A 22,358-nucleotide genomic window follows, 5' to 3' on the forward strand; every position below is an offset into this window, starting at 1 on the left:
TGTTAAGTTTGTGTTTACTTGCACGTTATAATGTAGTTTTCATAGGGAGTATCGAATTGATCTGTATAAAAAGTTTGTACGTTATTGTTGTTTGTCCCACCAAACCCTCGTCAGGTAGGTATCTGCACCTTGTCTTACTATTGCATCCTTCACGCTTTTGCCATTATCGCTATACTCACTCTGCGGATAGGTAAGCCTGCGTGGTATCACGCCACTGGTGGCATTACCCGGATAATTAACCGGTGTGAGTGCCGGGAAACCGCTCCTGCGCCAGTTTGCATAAGATTCAATACCATTGAGGAAAGTAGCTACCCAGTATTGTTCATTGATCACACGCAACTGTTCATTTGTGCCGGATGCTGGAAAAGGTTTGCCACTCTGCAGATAGCCGTTGATAGCATTCTGATCAATGGTAACACCGTAAGCGCTCTGCTGTTGCATAGAGGCGGTAACCGCCCTGCTATAGTGATCAGCAGCATTGTCTGGTATCCATCCACGCACGGCAGCTTCCGCCAGCATCAGTTCCACTTCTGCATAAGTCAGCATGAAAGAAGGCGTTGACAATGGCAAGATCTTACCCACGTTGAAAGTAGAATAAGTAGACAGATCATTGCCACCGGGATAAGCCTGGAAGGAGTTGGCGTCGAGTCCATTAGGCAGGCCCTTCTGGTTCGCTACAACACTGTTACCACCGGGCAGCGACATATACACCGGTAACCTGGGATCATTGCTTTGCAACAGGAAGTTCAGGAAGGTTTTGCTGATTTTGATATCACCCAGTTCCACCAGTTTGAATTTGAAGAAAGAGTAACTGATAGGATTGGATTGCTCTTGGTTGGGGCCTTCATGTTGCAGCTTGCAGTTGTCTTCATTACCCTGCATCAGGCCACCGGCTATGGCTTTCTTCACCCATGTCTGCGCAAGATTCGCGTCTACTTTAGAAAGGCGCATGCCCAGGCGCAGCATCAGTGAGTATGCCAGGCGCTTCCACTGCTGTATCTTTCCCTGATATACCACATCCGCAGTACCATAGGTCGCTTTGTTGACATCAAAAGACTGGGCCGCTTCATCCAGTTCTTTCAGCATATCGCTGTAGATCTCTGACTGACTATCGTATGCAGGTGTGTAGATATTATCAATGTATCCTCTTCCGGCTTTGCTGTAAGGGATAGCGCCATAGAGATCGGTGAGACGGTGCATTACCAATACGCGCCAGATGCGGGTGGCAGCATAGCGGTTGATATTGTCCGGCGATTTCGACACGTCGGCCATAATGGTGGAAAGGTTCCTGGCCTGTGCGTTGTAGGTGTCGTAGAAAGTAGTACCAGCGTTATCACTCTGCAGGTATTTGTCGCCCTGCAGATCATCGGTTTTGATGGTAGCGGTCTGTTGTACCATCATCATACAAAATCCAATACTGCCACGTCTTACAGATTCCAGGCCCGGTGTGTTCATCTGTATGGTGGTAAAAATCGGATCCGGCGTTACATATTCCGGCGTATTCGGATTCTTATTGATGTCTTCGAGATCTTTCGTACAAGCGACACCGGTAGTCAGCAAAGTGCAGGCGACGATATATTTGAAGTAGTTGCGTTTCATGATCACTGGTTTTTAGAACTTAACATTAAGGTTCACACCAAAAGAGCGGGTAGCAGGCAGGGAAAGCATTTCAAGCCCCTGAATGTTACCGTTCAGGAAAGTGGATTCAGGATCTACCAGCGGCACCTTGCTGTAGATAGTCCACAGGTTACGGCCAACAACGGAGAGGCTGGCATCGTTTATCTTGAGACGGCTCAGCCAGGAGTGCGGAAGATTCACGCCTATCACCAGCTGGCGTAATTTTACGAAACTGGCGTCGTATACAAACTCCTCCGCGATACTGTTAGCCACCCATTTGTAATAGCTTTCAGCGGATACTGTCACTTTGTTAACATCTCCCGTTTCTGTTACGCCTTTACCGGTGATACCAGTTTCGCGGCCTTCCAGTGTTGATTTGAGTAAGCCTTTCTCATATGCCAGGTTGTTGGTACCGGAAGAAATTTTAGCGCCGAACTTCGCATCTATCAGCACGCTGGCGAAGAACCTGCCATAACGGAAATCGTTGTTGAGGCCCATTGTCAGCGGAGGCACGCTGTTGCCCAGTGTTACGATGTCACCTTTCACAGGATAGCCCTGTGCATTGAAGACTATGTTACCGTTTGCATCACGTTTGTAGGTAGTGCCGGTGATGATACCAAACGGCTCACCCACTTTGGCAGCGATATAGGCAGGCACACCGCCATCACTGTACAGGCCTGGGCGGCTCTGTTGCAGCACCATGGAAGATTGTCCATCTACGAGTGCCAGTATTTTGTTTTTATTATAACCGAGGTTGAGAGACATATCCCAGCTCAGTTTACCATGACGTACCGGCGTTCCGGTTAACATGATTTCCACACCAGTATTGCGCATCTCGCCGGCGTTAAGTCTTACGCTGTTAAAGCCGGAAGTGATACTGATCTGTGAAGTGAGGATGTCATTGGTAGTATACCGGTTATACCAGGTGAACTGAAGTCCTAAGCGGTCTTGCAGGAAGCGGGCATCGAAGCCTCCTTCTACTAAACGTGATACAGAGGGCTGCAGTCTGGTATTGGGAATGGCGGAAGAAGATACATAAGCTGTAGGCTGTCCCAGGTAGGTATTGCCGAAGCCATAGGAAAGCGCCTGTGAATAAGGCGAGATGTCGGCATCGTTACCCGTTTTGGCCCATGCAGCACGCAGCTTGGCATAGGTAACCCAGGAAGGTAGTTTCACCGACTGCGATAACACATAACTCATACCCACTGAAGGATAGAAGATGCTGTTCGTTTTCGGGTTAAGTGTGGAAAACCAGTCGTTACGTCCTGTTACAGTCAGGTAGAGATATTTGCGGAAGCCAATTTCGGCAGATCCGAACAGTGAATTGAATTCCTTTTCATACCTGCTGTATCCGCGGGATAATGTCTTCGTATTATTCACTGCATAAAATCCAGGAACGATAAACTCTGAACCACCGGCACTGGTGGTGCTGTTCACATTCTTCATGATATTACCCCCTACAAAAGCGCTGAGGGAAATGTCCTTACCGAACTCTTTATCGTATCCAACCTGTAGCTGAGCATTGAACTCATTATCGAACCGCTGGCTGACGCCGATGCTGGGGCGTGCGATGGCGCCGCCTTCCGGGTTGATGCCTTCAGAATAGCGGTAGGCCATATCTGTACCGGTAAGCAGGCGGGCATACAATGCGTTGGTGATGTTGTACTTCAGGTCAGCAGAAGCGATCAGGCGGTTCTTGATGTCAGAACTGAGCCTGTTGTAAGCCATAAAGTAGGGGTTAGCAAAATAGATATTATCTGAAAAAAGGTATTCTTTTCCTTTATCATCCACGCGGCGGTTCTGCGTACGTACGTCGAGGTTAGTAGGCAGCAGCTGCACGGCCATGTGAGGGTTCCAGGAAAAGTCACCGGAATAGGGACGGTTCCTTACTTTCTCATGCACGAACATGGCGTTCACCTGCATTGTGAGTTTATCTGCCAGCACGGCGTTGGCGTGCAGTGTATAGTTCTGGCGGCGCAGGCTGGAGTTAGGCATCAGGTCGTGGTTGTTGAGATCTGCTACAGAAAAGCGCGCATTCACTTTTTCGTTGCCGCCATAGATGGAGACATTGTTGGTGAATGTATTGGCATTGTTGTAAAAGTTCTTCACATTGTCTTTCACAGCACTGTAAGGCCTTGCCACCCCATCAAACTGCATCACCGGCGAACCATCAAGACGTGCACCCCAGCTGTAAGGGCCTACTGCTCTTGCTGTGGCAGCATCTTTAGGAGCAATGCCGCCGGTACCCTGGCCATATTCATACTGAAAATCTTTCTTATTGTAGAACAGCGGTTTGTCGAGCGTATAGCTGCCATTGTATTCCACGCCTAGTCCCTTGCGCGACTTACCGCTTTTGGTAGTAATGAGAATAACGCCGTTGGCTGCGCGGGCGCCGTACAAAGCTGCCGCAGGTCCTCCTTTCAGTACCGACATGGTTTCAATATCATCAGGATTGATACTGGAGATACCATCACCACCATCGGAACCGCCGTAGTATACGGAAGACTGGCCATAGGTATTATTTACCAGCGGCACACCATCCACTACATACAGCGGCTGGTTATTACCTGAGATAGAACCGTTACCACGGATCACAACCCTGCTGGAGCCCATAGCGCCGGAAACAGGCTTCACCACATTTACACCGGCCACCTTGCCTTCCAAGCTGAAAGCCACGTTCGGCTCACGCGCCTTGGTGAAGTCTTCTCCTTTTACGGTAGCTACAGAATAGGCAAGTGTGGTCTGTTCTTTTTTCAGACCCAGTGCCGTTACCACTACTTCTGTCAGGTTATTCTTCACTTTCATCTGGATATTCAGAGTCAACTCTGCACCTTCTTCCACATTGATGGTGTTCGAATAAGGCTCATATCCCACAGAAGAGGCAATCAGTGTGTATCTGCCGGGGACAATACCTTCCAGCCGGTAGTTCCCGGAAGCATCTGCAACGATGCCTTTCCCGGATTCTTTCAAACGGATAGAGGCGCCGGGGAGCTCTTCACCATTAGCGGCATCGATGATGCGGCCCGTGAGCAGACCCGGTTTGGCCCGTTCCATTACTTTGCTGAAATCGCGGCCGATAGTAATATTGTCATTGATGACGTCATATGAGTAGACAGTTCCGGCCAGCAGCCGGTTGAGGATGCGGTCCAGCGGAGCGTTGCTGAAGGCCGTATCCGGCGCTTTCAGTTGCTCCAGTTTCTTTTTGTCGTAAGCAAAGGATAAACGGGTATTTTTTTCCAGGGCGCTGATGGCGGCGGCCAGCGACTGGTGGTTGAAAGAGATGCTTAAACGGATGCCTTTTACCCGCTGGGCATTACCGGTGTGCGCCTGTAACAGCCCTGCTGACAGCACCATAATTCCCAAGAAAATTGTAGAGACTCTCATAAGTTGCCTGGTAAATTCCCAAAGGTTTTTTTTCATACATTTGATGAGTTTAAATGGTAATAAAAGGCCCTTTAAATGCACAGTCATTCATGAACCTTTACCAGAGGTGAATGCTGTAACACTTTTCAACAGGAGCTGTGCCACCAGCTCCTGTTCTGTTTACGGGATGATATGTGGTTGATTAATATATTACGATAACACTGTCTTTTTTCTCATAGTTAGCTTGTTGCATTCTGCATATCATTTTCATAACGTCAGTAATATGACCGGTGTTCTTAAAAGTTGCCGTATAGGAAGCCTGTTGCAGGCGTCTGGCTGATGTAGTAAGCGTGTAGCCGTATATATTCTTCAGCGTTACAGCCAGTTCGCTGAAAGAGGCGCCATCAAGTCGGATAAGCCCATCTTTCCAGGTGCCAACGCGGGAAGCATCATAGTCTTGTATTTCGGTGGCGCCGGTTTCACGGTCCCAGTTCAGCTGCCGGCTGGCAATCAGTATTCCCAGCGGTTTTGCAGCTTCCTGTACCTGTACCTTACCAGTAGCCACACTTATGCTCACACGCTTCAGCTGTGTATAGGCGCACACATTAAAGGAAGTGCCCAACACCTGTACCGCCAGCTTGCCGCTGTGTACAATGAATGGCTTCTTGTTGTCAGGTGCAATATCGAAAAATGCCTCTCCTTCCGTCAGCCATATTTCACGGGAGCTATCACTGAAAGCGGCAGGATAACGCAGCGATGATGAAGCATTAAGCCATACGCGGCTGCCATCAGAAAGGGTCATGGCCACCATGCGGCCTGCCTTTGCGGATGCCTCCTGCCATATAACAGGAGCGACTGTACGAGGTTTGTTAAGCCAGCGATATAGTGGGATGCTCACTGTAATGAGCAGCAGCACCGCGGCGGCACTGTAGAGCCAGCGGTGGCGCATACGCCGGATCCCGACCGGCTGCTCTCCCTCTACGGACTGCATAATCCTGGCCTGCAGGCGCTCTTTGGCGGAAACTTCATCCAGGGCATTACGGAAAGGCTCCGTAGCCGGAACTTCGTCAAAAGAGGCATACCAGTTGTCCAGCTGTTGCTGTTCCTCAGGAGTTATAGTTCCCTGGTGGTATTTAGCCAATAGTTGCTCCAGTAAAGTTTCATCCACTATAAAGCGTTTACCTTGATACACGCAGAAAAAAGAAGGGAGTACTATGTGAGCGAAAAAAAAATTTTGAGGGGCCTATTACCCGTTATTGGAAAGCACCGTCTTCACGCGCTTCAAAGCGCTGCTGATCTGGTTTTTAACGGTTTGCAGCGAAATATTGAGATGATGGGCAATCTGGTTATTAGGAAGATGATCCCGGCGGCTGAGCAGGTAGATCTCTTTCATTTTTTCCGGCATCCGGTTCACTTCTTCCATTACACGTTTTTCCATATCGCGGGTAATGAGAGAGGCATCACTGCTCATGGGCGATACTTCTTCCTGCATGGCGGTATCATCTTCAGGACGGGGTCTTACCCGTGCTTTACGATAGTTATCGATAATCCGGTGTTTGAGCGACTGATGCAGATAAGCCCTGATAGAACCGTCCCGTTCCATTACTTCGGGGGTGCGCAATAATGCAAGGAAAAGGTCATGTAGCACATCTTCCACGTCAGCCGGAGATTGCAGGCGACGATATGCAGCAATGTACAGTTCTTTCCAATAAAGTTCATAAACTTCTGCTATGGTATACTTCTCCTTATTGCTCACCGGTAGATAAGTTAGTAGGCTATGCCCGTCTAAAACTACTAATAATGTTGAGAATGGAAAAATAACAACAAAAATTAGAAAATGATATGCCGGATTAGCCCATCCGGGAAGTTTTTTATGACCGGCTTCTCACCTGAATAATGATCCTTAGTGCGCTTTAAACTGGCCTTTGACTGGCCTTTGACCGGCCTTTAGCTCTCTTTGAGCATATTGCTGTCAGCAGTAGCCGTAGTAACCTCATAGTACCCCGCATTCGGCAGCGGCACCACCGGCATTCCCCTTCGTGCAGACCAGGCATGTGTAAAGGCTGCGCCAAAATAAAAGATCATCGAAGAATAGAACATGAAGAGCAACAAGAGCACCGTGGATGCAGAAGCGCCGTAAATAGTATTGATACTGCTATAATTCAGTAAGATACGCAGCAGCAGCTTCCCGGCTGTAAACAATATCCCTGTTACCAATGCCCCCACAATGCCGGGTTTAAACCTGGGACGCGCATCAGGGATGAAAAAGAACACGATGTAGAACCAGACGGTTACTACTAATACCTGTATAAGATAACTCAGGGCGCTGTTATAGTAAAAAGACATGGCCGGCACATATACTTCTATATATTTTCCCAGGAAGCCTTTAGCTGCCTCCGCAATAATATCAAGCACAAACAGTAAACCTGCAAAGATGATCACAAGCACTCCCCTCAGCCTCGACCGCATGATCTGCCGGAAGCTTTCCTTCTTTACAGATTTCACCTGCCAGAGCTGATTAATGGACCCTTTGATGATCTTGAAAAGAGTAGTGGCCACAAACAACAGGAAGAGGAATCCTGCGATGCTGATGATCCAGTTTTGTGTAAGGCTCCTGAAAGCCCTCAGCGTATGTGTAACCGCATCAGCGGTCTCCCTGCCGAATTGCGCTTCCAGCGCTGCCATCAATCTTCTGCCCACGTGTTGTATCCTAAAAACAAGCCTCAGCAGCTGAATGATAATCACCAGGATGGCCGGCAATGCAAAAGTGGTGAAGAAAGCAGTTGCAGCTGCCAGGCGCAGCGGATCATTGGCCTGCAATACCTTCCATGCATCACTGAATGATAACATAAATGACCGCCACCGCGGTAATGTTTTTTCATCTGCATTAACTGATCCCATAGCTGCCTGATTGCGCGCAATTTAATAATTAATCCACACAGGTCGTTTATCGGGCATAATTCCGACCTTTACATGTGTTACGCTGGCCGATACGTTCCCCTATCCGGGAATCACCAACTACGTATTTACCCACGATACTTCTTTAAAGGATAATGAAAATGTCCAGTTCATCACAGCAGATGTCCCCACTTTTGTAAACAGCGTGAAAGCCACTCCCGGAAAAGATATATGGCTCATCGGCGGTGGAAAGCTAAACGCTTCCATGCTACAACATGACCTGATTGATGAAATGATCCTACACGTAATGCCGGTAATACTGGGGGAAGGAATTTCGCTTTTTGAAGGGGCTGCATTTCAAAGGGGTTTCAAACTGGTGCATACCAAAACTTATAGTAATGGGGTGCTGGAGCTGGGATACGTTAAATAGATTTTGAGATTTTGGAATTATTTGATTTGGGAATTTTAGATGCGGTGGAGATTGAAATTGTTATCTGCCAAAATTTAATCTTCGCTGCATTTAAAATTCCCAAATCAAATAATTCCAAAATCTCAAAATCTATCTAAACAACTTCTGGTGTATCTGCTGTAATTTCTCCACCGGTATCTTTTGTACTTTTCTGTCGTAGGTCATCAATCCGTTCACTTCTACCTCTACGTCAGTGGTTTGTGTATATACCGCGGCCGATAATCCTTTGCTGATCAGCATTTCCAGCCGGTCAACAAACAGAGAGTATCTTTTGAAAAGATCATCTGCATTCTTAAAATTCTGGTACCCCCAGTTATCACGCTGCTGCCATACATGCCCCTCTACGGGCAATCCGAGGCCACCGTATTCTCCGAGTACAATAGCGCGCTTATCACCATAGATAGCCGGGTCCGGCATAGCAGGTTCAGGATAATTGTGCAGATCGATAATAGGGCCAACGGGATAGAAGTTACCGCCACTTGCAGTGTTTACAAGACGGGAAGGATCTTTACGCATTGTCCACTCCGTTATCTCTTCGGTTTTAAATTGTCCCCATGCTTCGTTGAAAGGCGTCCATACAATGATGGAAGGGTAGTTGTACAATGCATTAATAATGGCCTCCCATTCTTTTTTGTAATAGCCTTCTGATTCAGGAGAACGGTTTTTGTCGGATGCCTTGTCGATGATGCCGGGCCGGGGCTCCCAGCCGTTGCCCAGATCACCGCTGGGCATATCCTGCCATACCAGCATACCCAGTTTGTCGCAGTAATAATACCAGCGTGCCGGCTCCACTTTGATGTGTTTGCGGATCATATTAAAGCCCATCGCTTTAGTCTGGGCAATATCATATTTCAGCGCTTCATCTGTAGGGGCGGTATAGAGACCGTCAGGCCACCAGCCCTGGTCCAGCGGGCCAAACTGAAATACAAACTTATTATTGAGCAGCATGCGCTGTATACCGTTGGCATCTTTACCTACAGACGATTTGCGCATTGCGAAATAGCTTTTCACCTGGTCGATGGCCTTGCCTTTACGGTTTACTTCCAATTGCAGGTTGTAAAGGAAAGGATTATCCGGCGACCACAACTTCTGTGAAGACAGCTTCAATACGGCTGTACCGTTACTCAATTCACCTTCAGCCACCTTGATAGCACCATCATAAGCTGTAACGGTTACCTTATCTCCGGGTTGCAGGTTCTGTACATCGGCGTTCACAGTAAGTGTCTGCTGATCTATGTCCGGTGTTTGCCTGGTACCGGCGATGTAGGTATCAGGCACCGCTTCGAGCCATACTGTCTGCCAGATGCCCGTTACGGGTGTATACCATATACCCTCAGGATTCCTTACCTGCTTGCCTCTGGGTTGCGGCCCTTCATTGGTTGGGTCCCAGATACGCACTATGATGTCCTGTTTGTCTGTCTTAAGCAGGGGCGTAATATCGAATGTAAAGGGGTCAAAGCCGCCTTCGTGGGTACCGGCCTCTTTACCATTCACGTACACGGTAGTACGCCAATCAGATGCGCCGAAATGAAGCAGGATCTTCTTTCCTTTCATATTGGCGGGAATGCCGACACTGGTATGATACCACAGGATGCTATCTTTGCCTACTGTTTTACCTACGCCGGACAATGCTGACTCAACTGCAAAGGGTACCAGGATCTTTCCGTCGTATGCAGTGGGCGTGCTTTCTGCCTTTGGCTTCACGGCATAGTCCCATAGACCGTTGAGGTTTTTCCAGTTGTCGCGAACCAGCTGCGGGCGCGGATATTCAGGCAATACATCAGTGGGGGAAACTTTTTCACTCCAGGAGGTAGTGATCTTTCCCGGTACTATTTTCCAGCCTTGCTGTGCATGCAGCGCATTGGTCATTGCTCCTAATGCCAATGCTAATAACAGGTGCTTTTTATACATTTTCTGATCTTTTTATTTAGATGTTTTTTATTGATTTTGGGATCTTGAGATTATTTGATTTTGGGATTTTAAATGCAGCGAGGATTAATAATTGTTGTACACTATAATTTCCGCCGCATTTAAAATTCTAAAATCAAATAATTCCGAAATCAGAAAATCATTCTCCTGAAGGTTTAGGTACAGGAGTGTTTATTTTTACAGGTATACCGAAATCGGGGCTGCCATCAGCTTTCCAGGAGAAGGGTTGCATACGTGGATTCCGTTGCGGCCCACAGCCCTGTCCTACTGAAGAGTTGGCGTGATAGATGATCCAGTCTTCCCGGTTATCCGCTGATTTGAAGAAACCGTTATGACCGGGTGCGAAAGCTCCGGAGCCGGGGGCCGCAATCAATACGGGTTGCGGCGCTTTGATCCAGCTGGATGCCAGTAACGGATCGGCATTCTTCTTCAACCGCATCATCCCTAACACATAATCATCTGTCCAGCAGCCGCTGGCTGAGAAAACGAGGAATACGCCGCCCCTTGTGTTCTTAATAATTTCCGGGCCTTCATTGATGTTATTCTTTTCCCAGTCATATTGCGGAGCAGCGATCTCTGTTCTGGCGGTGGCCAGCGTCCAGGGATTCTTCATCCGTGCAATGTACAGGCGCTGGGTGTTGTCTTTGCCGTTATGACCGCTCCATATGAAATACGTCTGGCCCTTATGTTCCAATATAGTTCCGTCTATTGCAAAATAGTCCGCAGTAGTATCCCTTACCTGTCCTTTGCTGACCCACGTGCCGGTGGTGGGATCATCTGCGGTATTTTCCAGTACAAATGTGTGCTGGGGGTGTACCTTATCCGACGATCCGGCCGTGTAGTACAGATACCATCTACCCTGCAGGCGGTGCAACTCTGGCGCCCAGATATCCCGGGCATCGGGACCTTTGGCAGGAGGCGTCCATACCACTACCGGTAGCGCGTCCGGTAGAGCAGACATAGCATGGGTTTTACGGATCGTGATATTATGCCCCGTGGTGGCCATATAATAGTATACTCCCTTATAACGTATCACCCAGGGATCCGGACCACTGCTGAGTAACGGGTTGACAAATGTGCCGGTGGTATCTGCGGCCGCTTTCACTCCAGTGTGCAAGACCAGCGCGAGGCAAAGTAAAAATAGCATCCTGCTTCTTGGCATAACATGGAACTTTGATGATGGTGATTATTTTGACGACTGTTATAAGATACTCAAAACTGTAATTTTACAAACGAAAAATTACATGCGCCAGCGTTTGTCATCAGCATACCAAAATCTGATACAATTCTTCCAAACAAAAAATTCACACTGACCTTCTTCTTCAAAACAAAAAAATCAATTTGATCACCTATCATCATGCAAATCAAAGTTGATTGCTGCGTGGAAAAGTAATATATTAGCGACATTCAGCGAATTATAAACTGGCATTAAGCACGCATGTCCGGCATTTTTATGCCGGCGAAAAGGCTTTTAGGACTTATATTAAATCGATATTACTGTATGCATGTACCACAATTGATCATCGACCTGGCATTAATTTTAGGAGCGGCTGGAATCATTACTTTATTATTCAGGCGACTGAAACAACCCATGGTATTGGGTTATATCATCGCGGGCTTCATTGTGGGGCCTAATTTCCATTTATTTCCTTCCATCAATGACGGAGAAGGGATAAAAACCTGGTCCGAGATCGGAGTGATATTCCTCTTGTTTTCGTTAGGACTCGAATTCAGTTTTAAAAAACTGATGCGTGTGGGAGGCACGGCGGCCATCACGGCATTCACCGAAATTACCTGTATCACTGTTGCCGGCTTTTTCCTGGGGCAGCTGATGGGGTGGAGTATGATGGACAGCGTGTTCCTTGGCGGACTACTCGCCAGTTCTTCCACCACTATTATCATCAGGGCATTCGAAGAACTGGGCATCAAGCATAAACCCTTTACCAAGATAGTATTTGGCGTATTGGTGATAGAAGATATAGTAGTGATCCTGATGATGGTGATGTTGTCTACTATGGCGGTGAGCAAACAGTTTGAAGGCACGCAGATGCTCTTCACCATTGCCAAGCTGATGTTTTTCCTCGCAGTATGGTTCCTGGCAGGCATCTTCCTGTTGCCCACTTTCCTGAAAAAAATGGAGCGCTACCTCAACAGCGAAACCCTGCTCATACTCAGTATTGCCCTGTGCCTCGGCATGGTGATACTCGCCACGCAAGTAGGATTCTCTGCGGAGCTGGGTGCATTCATCATGGGGTCCATCATCGCAGAAACTACTTCATCAGAAAAAGTGGAGCATCTGATACAACCGGTGAAAGACCTCTTCGGCGCTATCTTCTTTGTATCTGTAGGTATGCTCATTAATCCTGAAATGATTATACAATATCGCTGGCCGGTGCTGTGGGTTACATTGCTGACCGTGTTTGGTAAATTTCTCAGTACCGCTGTGGGCGCATTACTTTCGGGGCGTCCGCTGAAGGAATCCGTGCAGGTAGGTATGAGCATGGCGCAGGTGGGTGAGTTTGCCTTCATCATTGCTACACTCGGCGTAACGCTGGGCGTAACCAGTAACTTTCTCTTTCCTGTAGCAGTGGGCGTTTCCGCCATTACCACTTTTACTACGCCGTATATGATACGTTTTTCCACCCCATTGTATAACCTGCTGGAGAAGGTGATTCCTGCGAAATGGCAGGCTGTGCTCACGCGCTACAGTGCCAGTTCCCAGACCCTGCAAGGTGAGAGCGACTGGCGCGTCGTGCTGCGTTCTTATCTGAAGGTGATCATTCTCAACAGCGTTATCATCATCGCTATTATCCTGTTCAACACTTACTATGTAAGTCCGTTCATTTCAAAATATCTCGACAACAAATTGCTGGCACAATTGCTTTCAGTGGTACTTTCCATTGCTATGATGGCGCCTTTCCTTTCTGCACTTACGATCAAGAAGGTGCAGAGCAGCGCCTATAAAGCACTGTGGCTCGATTCAAAATACAATCATGGCCCGTTGGTGGTAGTGGAAGTGACCAGGAACGTGGTTGCCGTACTGTTGGTAGGTTTCATGCTGAACCGCTTCTTTCCCTTCTGGTGGGCGTTGCTGGGTACTTTGCTGGTGATGCTGATCGTACTCCTGGTACTGCGGCAGCAATTACAGAAGTTCTACAATCGTATAGAGCACCGCTTTCTTTCCAATCTTAATGCACGTGAAAATGCAGATGCAGCAGCAAAAAAGAAGCAATCCGCCGACCTGTTGCCCTGGGATGCACAGGTAACAGAAATAGAAATCGATCCGTGGTCCACGCTCATAGATATACCGCTGGAACAACTGGGACTGCGTGAGCAGTACGGTATCAATATCGGTTCTATCAAAAGGGGCCATATCACCATCTATGCGCCTACACGCAATGAAAAATTATTTCCGTACGACAAGATCACCGCTATCGGCACAGAGGCGCAGGTAGAGGCTTTCAGCCGTATGGTAAGCTCTATGACCACCACCCGCAGCGATGACAGCTCCGACGAAAATATTGGTTTGACCAGTATTGTGGTGGATGAGCACAACGGCCTCAAAGGCAAGACTATCCGCAATTCCGGTATCCGGGAGAGAACACTGGCATTGGTCGTGGGCATTGCACGCGGTGGTGAACGCATTCTCAATCCTGCTTCGGAAACAGTGTTTGAATGGGAAGATGTAATCTGGCTGGTGGGCGACAGAAAAAAGATTGCAGAATTCAAATTGTAGTGTTTCTCGCAGAGGCGAAAAACCTCTGCGAGAAAATCACCGTTACTTCTTCAGGAATTCTCTCAGCACATATTGCAGGATACCGCCGTTGCGATAATACTCTATCTCAATTGCGCTGTTGAGGCGACATTTTACTTTGAAGACAATTGTGTCACCGCTCACTTGTTTTGCAGTAACAGTGAGTACCTTACCGGGGATAAGCCCGTCATCAATACCAGTGATATTGAATTCCTCCGTACCTGAGAGGCCGAGTGAATGAGCGCTTGCGCCGTCGGTATATTCGAGCGGTAATACGCCCATGCCTACGAGATTGCTGCGGTGAATGCGCTCATAGCTTTCTGCAATCACCGCTTTGACGCCCAGCAGGTTAGTGCCCTTCGCCGCCCAGTCGCGGGAAGAGCCACTGCCATATTCTTTCCCGGCCAGCACCAGTAAAGGCACTCCGGCGGCGGCATACTGCATGGCGGCATCATATACGGGCAGCACCATACCTTGCGGGATCAGTGTGGTGAAACCTCCTTCTTTGGGAGACAACTCATTCTTAATACGCACGTTGGCAAAAGTGCCACGTACCATTACTTCATGGTTACCGCGGCGCGAGCCGTAAGAGTTAAACATGCGCGGATCAATGCCACGGTCCAGCAGATACTTTCCGGCGGGCGTGTCGGCCTTGAATGAACCGGCGGGTGATATGTGATCTGTAGTAACGGAGTCGCCCAGCATCAGCAATACGCGTGCATTATTAATATTGGCTTCCTTGCCGATATGTTCAGGGAGGTCTTTGAAGAACGGCGCCTCTTTAATATAAGTGGAATCGTTGCTCCAATGATAGTCCTTCCCGGCTGGCGCCAGCAGACCTTTCCACTGTTCGTCTCCATCAAAGATCACGGAATACGTTTTTTCAAAATCTTCCTGTTTCACGGCAGCGGTCATTACTTCATTGATCTCCTGCTGTGAAGGCCAGATATCGCGCAGGTATACCGGCTCGCCATTGGGGTCATTGCCCAGCGGCTCAGTGAAGATGTCCACATCAATACGTCCTGTGATGGCATAAGCCACTACCAGCATGGGGGAAGCCAGGAAATTCATTTTCACCTGCGGGTGCACCCTCGCTTCAAAGTTGCGGTTGCCCGACAAGATAGAAGCCACAATCAGGCTACCTTTGTCTACCGCTTCAGCAATAGCTGGCGGCAGCGGACCACTGTTACCAATACACGAAGTACATCCATAACCTACAATGTGGAAACGCAAGGCCTCCAGTTCATATAACAGACCTGAGCGTTTCAGGTATTCGGTCACAACTCTGGAGCCTGGCGCCAGACTGGTTTTCACCCATGGCTTTACATATAATCCGCGGGAGATGGCTTTCTTCGCCACCAACCCTGCTCCTATCATCACACTGGGGTTAGACGTATTGGTACAGCTGGTGATAGCAGCTATCACAATAGCGCCATCGCTCAGTACGTATTCTTCATTTCTAAGCCTGATACGCACAGACTTCAGGTAATCTACTTCCACGGCCACATCGTCGGCATGTTTCTGTATCTCGTAGGTAAAGGCTGTACCCGATCCGCCTTCTGACAGCCAGGCGGTGTCACGGCGCTTCCCTTCCGGCGTATACATACGCTTGAACTCCTTGCTGAGCAAAGTCTCGAATTCGCTGTGCAGGTCTTTTACCGCAATGCGGTCCTGCGGCCTTTTGGGACCAGCCACTGACGCCACTACTTTACCAAGGTCCAGTTCCAATATATCCGAGTACGTTATATCTTCATTACCATGGCGCCACAGCATATTTTCTTTACAGTATGACTCCACCAGCGCTATCTGTTCTTTAGCGCGGTTGGTGCGGTGCATGTACTGCAGGGTTTGCGTATCGATGGGGAAATAGGTCACTGTACAGCCAAACTCCGGCGACATGTTCGAGATAGTGGCCCTGTCCGGCACAGAGAGATGATCGAGGCCATCACCAAACACCTCTACGAATTTATCCACCACACCATATTTACGCAACAGCTGCGTAATTGCCAGTACCATATCAGTAGCGGTTACGCCTTCACTGAGACGGCCAGTGAGCTTCAGTCCGATCACCTGCGGACAGGTAAAATAAATAGGCTGTCCCAGTATCGCAGCTTCTGCTTCGATCCCACCTACACCCCAGCCCAGCACACCAATTCCGTTCACCATCGGCGTATGTGAATCCGTTCCTACCAGTGTATCAGGGAACAGCCATCCATCGCGTTCTATTACACCTTTGGCAAGATATTCCAGGTTCACCTGATGACAGATACCCATACCGGGAGGTACTACCGTGAAGTTATTAAAGGCCTGCTGTGCCCATTTCAATAATTGGTAACGCTCTTTGTTACGCTCATACTCATAGGCTACATTTTTGGTATATGAATAATCGGTTCCGAAGAAATCCACCTGTACGGAGTGATCCACTACAAGATCCACCGGAATGGCCGGATTGATGTGTGCGCCCTCTTTTCCCCTGCGTATCACTTCCGCCCTGATGGAAGCGATGTCCACCACGGCAGCCACACCGGTGAAATCCTGCATCAGTACGCGCGCAGGTTTGAATGGGATCTCCTTATCGGTGCCCGATGGCGACCAGTTGACAAGGGTATCCAGGTGCTCGTCAGTAATGGCGAAATTGTCGTGATTGCGAAGTACATTTTCTAATAGAATCCTGATGGAAAAAGGTAGCCGTGAAATCTTTCCACTTTCTTTTTCCAGTTTTCCGAGTGAAGCGATTCGTTGTTGCATAGTTCTTTAATTAAGGCATTAATGACACATTAACAACAACGCCGGAATGGATTTGTTTATTTTCACAAAGTGAATGGCCCATTTAGATTGATTCTAAATGGGCCATTCACTTTGTGAAAATAAACATGGTTAGCGGAGGAACACTTTCCTGATTGCTTTATTAGGACCTTCTATAATATAGACATCTCCTTTCTTGTCTACAAGGATTGGTGTGCTATTGGATATACGGAACAGTGCTTCTCTGAGCGTACCATTTTTGAATCCGCCTTTGAAAGGCTGGTAAGTATTAGCGGCACCGCTGATAGTCCCAATAGTACCATTGGCAGGGTCTATCGTGCGGAGAGACATATTGTATGCATCCGCTACATACACCAGGCCGGAAACCGGATCATACAAGGTAGCTGCCGGTCCGTATAAAAGTCCCTGACCCAGCGGGCCATCAACATATCCATTCACGCCATTTACACCAGCCAGGATGGATCTTCCATTGTTTTTGTCAAGTTTATACACAATGTTACCATCCTGGTTACTTATTAACAGGTAACCGTTATAGAAAGTCATCTGCGAATTGGTGTTGGTGTACGTAAACTTGCTGGTGTTGCCATTAGCAGCAAATTTGAATATACCCGACCAATCGGTAGAGAAATACAGCGTACCCCGTGCATCAATAGCAAGGTAAACAGCGCCCTCGCTCATATTCGAATACAGGGTTGAAACGGTTCCATCCGGTGTCACTTTACGGATAGACAGGTTTCCTTTATCAGCTACGTAAATATTATCCTGCTGATCTATCGTCATACCTGCAATACCATTGAAGGCAGCTGCCGCCCCTGTGCCATCGGCATTTCCCCGTGTGCCGCCAACAAATACGACGCCGGTACCGTCAGGTGTGAATTTGTTGATCCCTACCGAAGTAGCTACATAGATATTCCCTTTGGAATCAATTGCGGCTGCCTGCGCAAAGTTATCGATCAGACTGCCGGAATACAGCGTCATCACACCGGCGCGACGAAACTCCGGCCCGGTGGCGGATAAGCCGCCTGCGTTAATATTGAGCGTACCGCTTGCAATACCATTGGGAATAGTAACGGTCATGGTGGTATCGGTAGCGCTACTAACGGTGATGGCTAAACCGTTTATGGTAACAATGTTGTTTGCAGCAACAGGATCGAAGCCGGTACCTTTCACATTTACTATCGTGCCGGCAAGACCGTTGTCAGGTGTCAGTTTGCTGAGACCCAGCTGCTGCACTTTAAATGCAGGGCCACTTACCTCCTGTCCGTTCACCACCACTTTTACTGTACCACTGGTTGCATTTTGCGGCAGATTCAGCGTCAGTTGCTTCACGGAAGCCGTCACAACAGGAACAGGTACGCCATTGATGGTAACCATATTCTCGTCTTTTTCTCCACTGAAGTAATTGCCGTTCAGCGTTACCAGGCTACCGAGCGGACCGCTGAGCGGCGCTACGGTCACTAATGATGGCGGCGGCACGATGGTAAACACCGGGCCAGTCGCTTTCTGATTGTTGATCGTTACAGATAACGGGCCCGTCTGTACACCGGAGGGAGCCGTCACCACCAGTGAGGTAGCGCTGGCGCTTACTACGGTAGCCTCTTTACCGTTGAAGGCGATAATATTTTCCGCAGGGTTAGTGCGGAAGCCTTCACCAGTGATCGTAACAGTAGTACCTGCTGCACCTGTCAGCGGTTTGATTTTAGTGATAGCCTGGAATGTAAATACGGGACCGTCAGCCTTCATGCCATTCAGCGATACCTGTATGCTGCCACTACCTGCACCTTCGGGAACGGCTACTACCAGCAGCGTGTCATTGGCATTAGACACAATTGCTTTCTTACCGTTCACGGTCACTTCTGCCGGAGCATCCTTGCTGGTGAAGCCAGCACCACTGATAAAGATATTCGTACCTGCGGGACCGTTAGCCGGTGATATGCCATGTACACTCAGCGACTGATATGTGTATGGATTTCCTTTGATGGACTGATCGCCTACTGAAAGCGACAACGGGCCGGTGGTACCATCCTTCGGTGCTTCTGCAATAATCATGGTGTCATTGGCGCTCATCACTCTTGCCGTTGCACCATTAAAGCTCACTTTATTGTTCTCTGGTCTGTTGCTGAAGCCCGTCCCCCGTATGGTCACCACCGTGCCCGCGTTGCCGCTGTTAGGCAGAAAGCCTGTTATGGCAAGCGGAAGCGGCGCCTCCTTGTTGTCTTTCCTGCAACCTGCGAATAACAGCATGGCGGTAAGGAAGAAGAAGATATTTTTCATCTTAATGATTTTAATTTAGAATGAATAGCGCATACCCATCTGCAGCTGGTATCTTGATCCGAAGAAGTCGATGGAATAAGGCGTTCCAGGATCGCCGAAGGTATATACCGGGTTATTATCCTTGCTCTGGCGGCCAGGAAACACCGGTGTCAGTCCCACGCTGGCTGTGGAATTGAAGGTATTGGGAGAGAAATAAGATCTCCCCCAATCCTTATTCAACAGGTTAGTAAGGTTCATAATATCCAGCGTAAACGTCAGGTAACTGCTGCCTGCTTTTTCAGAGAAGTGGAACTCCTGTGCAAAATGAAGATCAGCCTGCGTATTCCAGGGTGTGCGACCCATATTCCTTTCAGTGAAATTACCTCTGCGGCTGCGCAGGTAAGCATTGCCATCCACATAAGTATTAAAGGCTGCTGCCTGGTCCTTTGCAGTGATCTCACGGCCCGATGCATCGGTATAGTCCTGGAAGTAACCAATAGCCTCCTGCTCTTTCGGAATGTACACGAGGCTTACCTGCTGCGGTAATCCCTGGATACTGTTGTTCACAATACCATAGGTGAATGGTGAGCCGGATTGTGCAGTGACCAGCACAGAAAGGCTGCTTACCCACTTCGGTGTCCACGCTTTGCGGTAGTTAACATTAACGACTATACGATGACGGATATCGAAATTGGAGTAGGCCAGTCCCGGGTTATTGGGATGCAGCGCCTGATTCAGCTGCCAGTTGCTTTCCATGGAGTTACGGATACCATTGGAAACGTCTTTCGATTCTCCGTAAGTATATGCTACATTGCCGCTGAGGCCCATATTAAAGCTCTTGTTTACGCTGGCGGTAAGGCTGTAACGATACCCTTTGCTGGTATTGCTCAGCTCATAGGCATTGGAGAAACGGGGATCTACAGCGCCGCCGAATATGGGTTGACGCCGCAGGCTGTCGAAACCATAATACCGCGGATCATCCTTGATATTCACCTGTTTGAATATCACATCTTTCAGACTTTTGGTATACATCCCTTCTACGGTGAACCTGTAACCATTAAGCGTAGTGTAATCTACAGCCAGGCTGGCACGCAGCACCTTCGGCATCACGAAATTATTATCAATTACGTCTACCTGTGTTTTACCAGAGTTCTTATTGTTGATAACAGCACCGTTCTGTGCAATGAAATCAGCGATGCCGTTATTACCTGGCTTAAGCGGATCTGTGCCGGGAACAAAGGCTTTCTGATCTGCTTTCTGGTCAAATGACCCATAGGCGTCACCGTTGTTATAATAAGCGTAAGCCAGCCATGCAAAAGGAATACGGCCGGTAAACATACCGATGCCTCCACGCAGGATCAGCGACTGGTCACCGTTCCAGTCGTAACGGAAGCCCAATCTCGGGGATACCTGTACTTTACCGAAGAAGTGATTGGTGATACGGTTCAGCGGCGTGTAGTCGTAAGTGTTACCCAAGAAACCATCAGTAGTGGCATTCCTTGTTTTATCACTCAGTACAGGCTTCTCCGGTAACATTGTGTAATCAGCTCTCAGTCCGGGAACCAGCTTCAGTTTATCGGTCAGCTGTATCTCATCCTGTATGTAGGCGCTGAACATATTCACATTAAACTCCGCTTCGGGATGATCAAGGATATAATTCCTGTCATTGCTGGTATAGTTGTAGCTACCTCTTACCCGATAGGGAGTATTGTTGAGATAATCGTTGATGCTGAGATAATCCACGCGTCCGTTCCAGCTGTTTACAAAGCCGTAGCGGATGCGGTACAGCTCATTGTGCGTACCAGCAAGGAAAGTGTGTTTGCCTTTATACCAGGTGAGGTTGTCAGTGATTTCCCAGGTGCGCTGCTGCATGTTGAAGATAGCGGCTTCGCGGTCGGTACCCAGGTAGATGGTGGTTCCCGGTGTACGGCCCATGATCTGTACCTGCGGCAGGTTTGGAGATGATTCAGGATCACGCTTGTCGTTCACTACGGTATACCCTACCACCAGGCTGTTAGCCAGCTGACGGTTAAATCGTGTCTTCAGCTCTGCTACGGTAGATGTCTGGTTGTTGGTCTGTTTATATGCCATACTGCTGAAACGGAAATCCTGCTGGTCGCGGTCCATCAGTATAGCATGTGAGAAGATCGTGTTATTACGTACCGACAGCTGGTGTTGTTCATTGATGTTCCAGTCGAGGCGGTTGAAGAATTTGGAAGAAGACGATGTTGCATTGAACATCCCGGCGTTGCCTGGATCGAATGCGTTACCGTACCGCTGGATAGTGGCATTGCGGATATCGCCGGCATCCTTCACGGAGAGGATATGTGCCGTTTCCCTGACGCCAGTGGTAAGCTGTGATGGTAGCTGTCTGCCGGTGATCTCTTCGTTGGTGAAGAAGAAGAGTTTGTTTTTAATAAGCGGGAAGCCCAGTCTCAAACCAGCCTGGTAATCATAAAAGTCATTGTTCATCTTTCCAAGGCTCCCCGCCTTATCTTTCCCTGTAATAGCGGCATTGCGACCATAGGCATATACAGCACCGGAAAACTGGTTGGTACCGCTGCGTGTTACTGCATTGACACTTCCACCGGTGAAGTTGCCGATCTTTACATCAAAAGGCGCCAGGTATACCTGCATGTCTTCAATTGCGTCCAGTGATACCGGGTTGGTGCCGGTGCTGGAGCCGGGCATACCGGAAGTACCGGTGATACCACCCATTGAAGGGCTGAAGCCAATTGCATCGTTATTGATCGCACCATCGATGGTTACGTTGTTGTAACGGAAGTTGGTACCGCCGAAAGAGTTGTCTTTAGAACCCTGTGGTACCAGTTTCGTAATATCCTGTATGCTGCGGGCAATGGTAGGCGTATTACTTACCTGTAGGCGGCTGATGTTCTGACCGGCTCCGGTACTATTGGCGCGGGCTGTTCTGGCACCTTTCACCACTACTTCGCTGAGTTGCTTCTTGCCGTCGGCCATTACAAAATTGAGTAGTTGCGGAGCACCCAGCTGGATGGTAATGCCGTCTTTCACCTGCGGGGTCATGCCCATCATGGTGGCCAGCACCTGATAAGGGCCGCCTACACGCAGTCCTGTGAGGTGATAGCGGCCGTCGGCGCCTGCAATGGTGCCATAGCGTGTGCCGGATGGCGTATGCACTGCCTGCACGGTTACTCCCGGCACCGGTCGTCCTTTTTCATCCAGTATGCGGCCATCGAGCCGGCCGCTGGTTTCCTGCGCGCGTGTATACGTTACTGTTAGTAACAGCATCATACACCAGCAGCAAAAAGTATATAGTTTGTTCATGCG

The 22,358-nt window shown here is 48.7% G+C and carries 12 protein-coding genes; 2 read left to right on the top strand and 10 right to left on the bottom strand.

Annotation, left to right across the window (positions count from 1 at the left end):
* Positions 1 to 81: 81 nt before the first annotated feature.
* From VM802_RS04140 to VM802_RS04160, 5 genes are all read right to left on the bottom strand, one after another.
* The gene (locus VM802_RS04140) at positions 82 to 1,599 is read right to left on the bottom strand and encodes a SusD/RagB family nutrient-binding outer membrane lipoprotein (protein ID WP_325528274.1); all 1,518 of its coding nucleotides are present in this window, start codon (positions 1,597 to 1,599) and stop codon (positions 82 to 84) included.
* A 12-nt stretch (positions 1,600 to 1,611) separates the two neighbouring features.
* Positions 1,612 to 5,037, bottom strand: a complete 3,426-nt coding sequence (locus VM802_RS04145; protein WP_325528276.1) for a SusC/RagA family TonB-linked outer membrane protein — start codon at positions 5,035 to 5,037, stop codon at positions 1,612 to 1,614.
* 145 nt (positions 5,038 to 5,182) lie between these two features.
* A complete protein-coding gene (locus VM802_RS04150; protein ID WP_325528277.1) occupies positions 5,183 to 6,148 on the bottom strand; it encodes a FecR family protein in 966 nt (321 codons plus the stop codon).
* Positions 6,149 to 6,226: 78 nt separating this feature from the next.
* Positions 6,227 to 6,736 (bottom strand): RNA polymerase sigma factor, encoded by a 510-nt coding sequence (locus VM802_RS04155; RefSeq protein WP_325528279.1) that lies wholly within the window; start codon positions 6,734 to 6,736, stop codon positions 6,227 to 6,229.
* Positions 6,737 to 6,927: 191 nt separating this feature from the next.
* Entirely contained in the window at positions 6,928 to 7,881 is a 954-nt protein-coding gene (locus tag VM802_RS04160) for a YihY/virulence factor BrkB family protein (RefSeq protein ID WP_325528280.1), read from the bottom strand.
* A 109-nt stretch (positions 7,882 to 7,990) separates the two neighbouring features.
* Between VM802_RS04160 and VM802_RS04165 the strand changes: the two genes are divergently transcribed.
* Positions 7,991 to 8,308, top strand: a complete 318-nt coding sequence (locus tag VM802_RS04165) for a dihydrofolate reductase family protein (protein WP_325528391.1) — start codon at positions 7,991 to 7,993, stop codon at positions 8,306 to 8,308.
* 129 nt (positions 8,309 to 8,437) lie between these two features.
* Here the strand turns inward: VM802_RS04165 and VM802_RS04170 are convergent, their stop codons facing one another.
* The gene (locus tag VM802_RS04170; protein WP_325528282.1) at positions 8,438 to 10,258 is read right to left on the bottom strand and encodes a glycoside hydrolase family 2 protein; all 1,821 of its coding nucleotides are present in this window, start codon (positions 10,256 to 10,258) and stop codon (positions 8,438 to 8,440) included.
* A gap of 157 nt (positions 10,259 to 10,415) precedes the next feature.
* Complete coding sequence (locus VM802_RS04175; RefSeq protein WP_325528283.1) at positions 10,416 to 11,438, bottom strand: glycoside hydrolase family 43 protein; 1,023 nt, start codon at positions 11,436 to 11,438, stop codon at positions 10,416 to 10,418.
* Between the two features lie 339 nt (positions 11,439 to 11,777).
* On the opposite strand from VM802_RS04175, the gene VM802_RS04180 reads away from it, so the two are divergent.
* Positions 11,778 to 14,012, top strand: coding sequence for a monovalent cation:proton antiporter family protein (locus tag VM802_RS04180; protein ID WP_325528285.1), 2,235 nt, complete (start codon positions 11,778 to 11,780; stop codon positions 14,010 to 14,012).
* Between the two features lie 42 nt (positions 14,013 to 14,054).
* Here VM802_RS04180 and acnA read toward each other — a convergent pair whose 3' ends face one another.
* The 3 genes from acnA to VM802_RS04195 all read right to left on the bottom strand — a co-directional run bounded on the left by acnA (position 14,055) and on the right by VM802_RS04195 (position 22,355).
* Positions 14,055 to 16,778, bottom strand: coding sequence for an aconitate hydratase AcnA (gene acnA, locus VM802_RS04185; RefSeq protein WP_325528287.1), 2,724 nt, complete (start codon positions 16,776 to 16,778; stop codon positions 14,055 to 14,057).
* Between the two features lie 129 nt (positions 16,779 to 16,907).
* Positions 16,908 to 19,070 carry an IPT/TIG domain-containing protein gene (locus tag VM802_RS04190; protein WP_325528289.1) on the bottom strand — a complete coding sequence of 721 codons (2,163 nt, stop codon included), beginning with the start codon at positions 19,068 to 19,070 and terminating at the stop codon, positions 16,908 to 16,910.
* 15 nt (positions 19,071 to 19,085) lie between these two features.
* Positions 19,086 to 22,355, bottom strand: a complete 3,270-nt coding sequence (locus tag VM802_RS04195) for a TonB-dependent receptor (RefSeq protein ID WP_325528291.1) — start codon at positions 22,353 to 22,355, stop codon at positions 19,086 to 19,088.
* Between the last annotated feature and the right edge of the window lie 3 nt (positions 22,356 to 22,358).

The sequence above is a fragment of the Chitinophaga sp. genome, from assembly GCF_035538455.1.
Taxonomy (GTDB): Bacteria; Bacteroidota; Bacteroidia; order Chitinophagales; family Chitinophagaceae; genus Chitinophaga.

Excerpts from the sequence above, each read along its gene's own strand:
- VM802_RS04140 (WP_325528274.1), bottom strand. The coding sequence starts at position 1,599 with ATGAAACGCAACTACTTCAAATATATCGTCGCCTGCACTTTGCTGACT.
- VM802_RS04145 (WP_325528276.1), bottom strand. The coding sequence starts at position 5,037 with ATGAAAAAAAACCTTTGGGAATTTACCAGGCAACTTATGAGAGTCTCT.
- VM802_RS04160 (WP_325528280.1), bottom strand. The coding sequence starts at position 7,881 with ATGGGATCAGTTAATGCAGATGAAAAAACATTACCGCGGTGGCGGTCA.
- VM802_RS04170 (WP_325528282.1), bottom strand. The coding sequence starts at position 10,258 with ATGTATAAAAAGCACCTGTTATTAGCATTGGCATTAGGAGCAATGACC.
- VM802_RS04175 (WP_325528283.1), bottom strand. The coding sequence starts at position 11,438 with ATGCCAAGAAGCAGGATGCTATTTTTACTTTGCCTCGCGCTGGTCTTG.
- VM802_RS04180 (WP_325528285.1), top strand. The coding sequence starts at position 11,778 with ATGCATGTACCACAATTGATCATCGACCTGGCATTAATTTTAGGAGCG.
- acnA (WP_325528287.1), bottom strand. The coding sequence starts at position 16,778 with ATGCAACAACGAATCGCTTCACTCGGAAAACTGGAAAAAGAAAGTGGA.
- VM802_RS04190 (WP_325528289.1), bottom strand. The coding sequence starts at position 19,070 with ATGAAAAATATCTTCTTCTTCCTTACCGCCATGCTGTTATTCGCAGGT.
- VM802_RS04195 (WP_325528291.1), bottom strand. The coding sequence starts at position 22,355 with ATGAACAAACTATATACTTTTTGCTGCTGGTGTATGATGCTGTTACTA.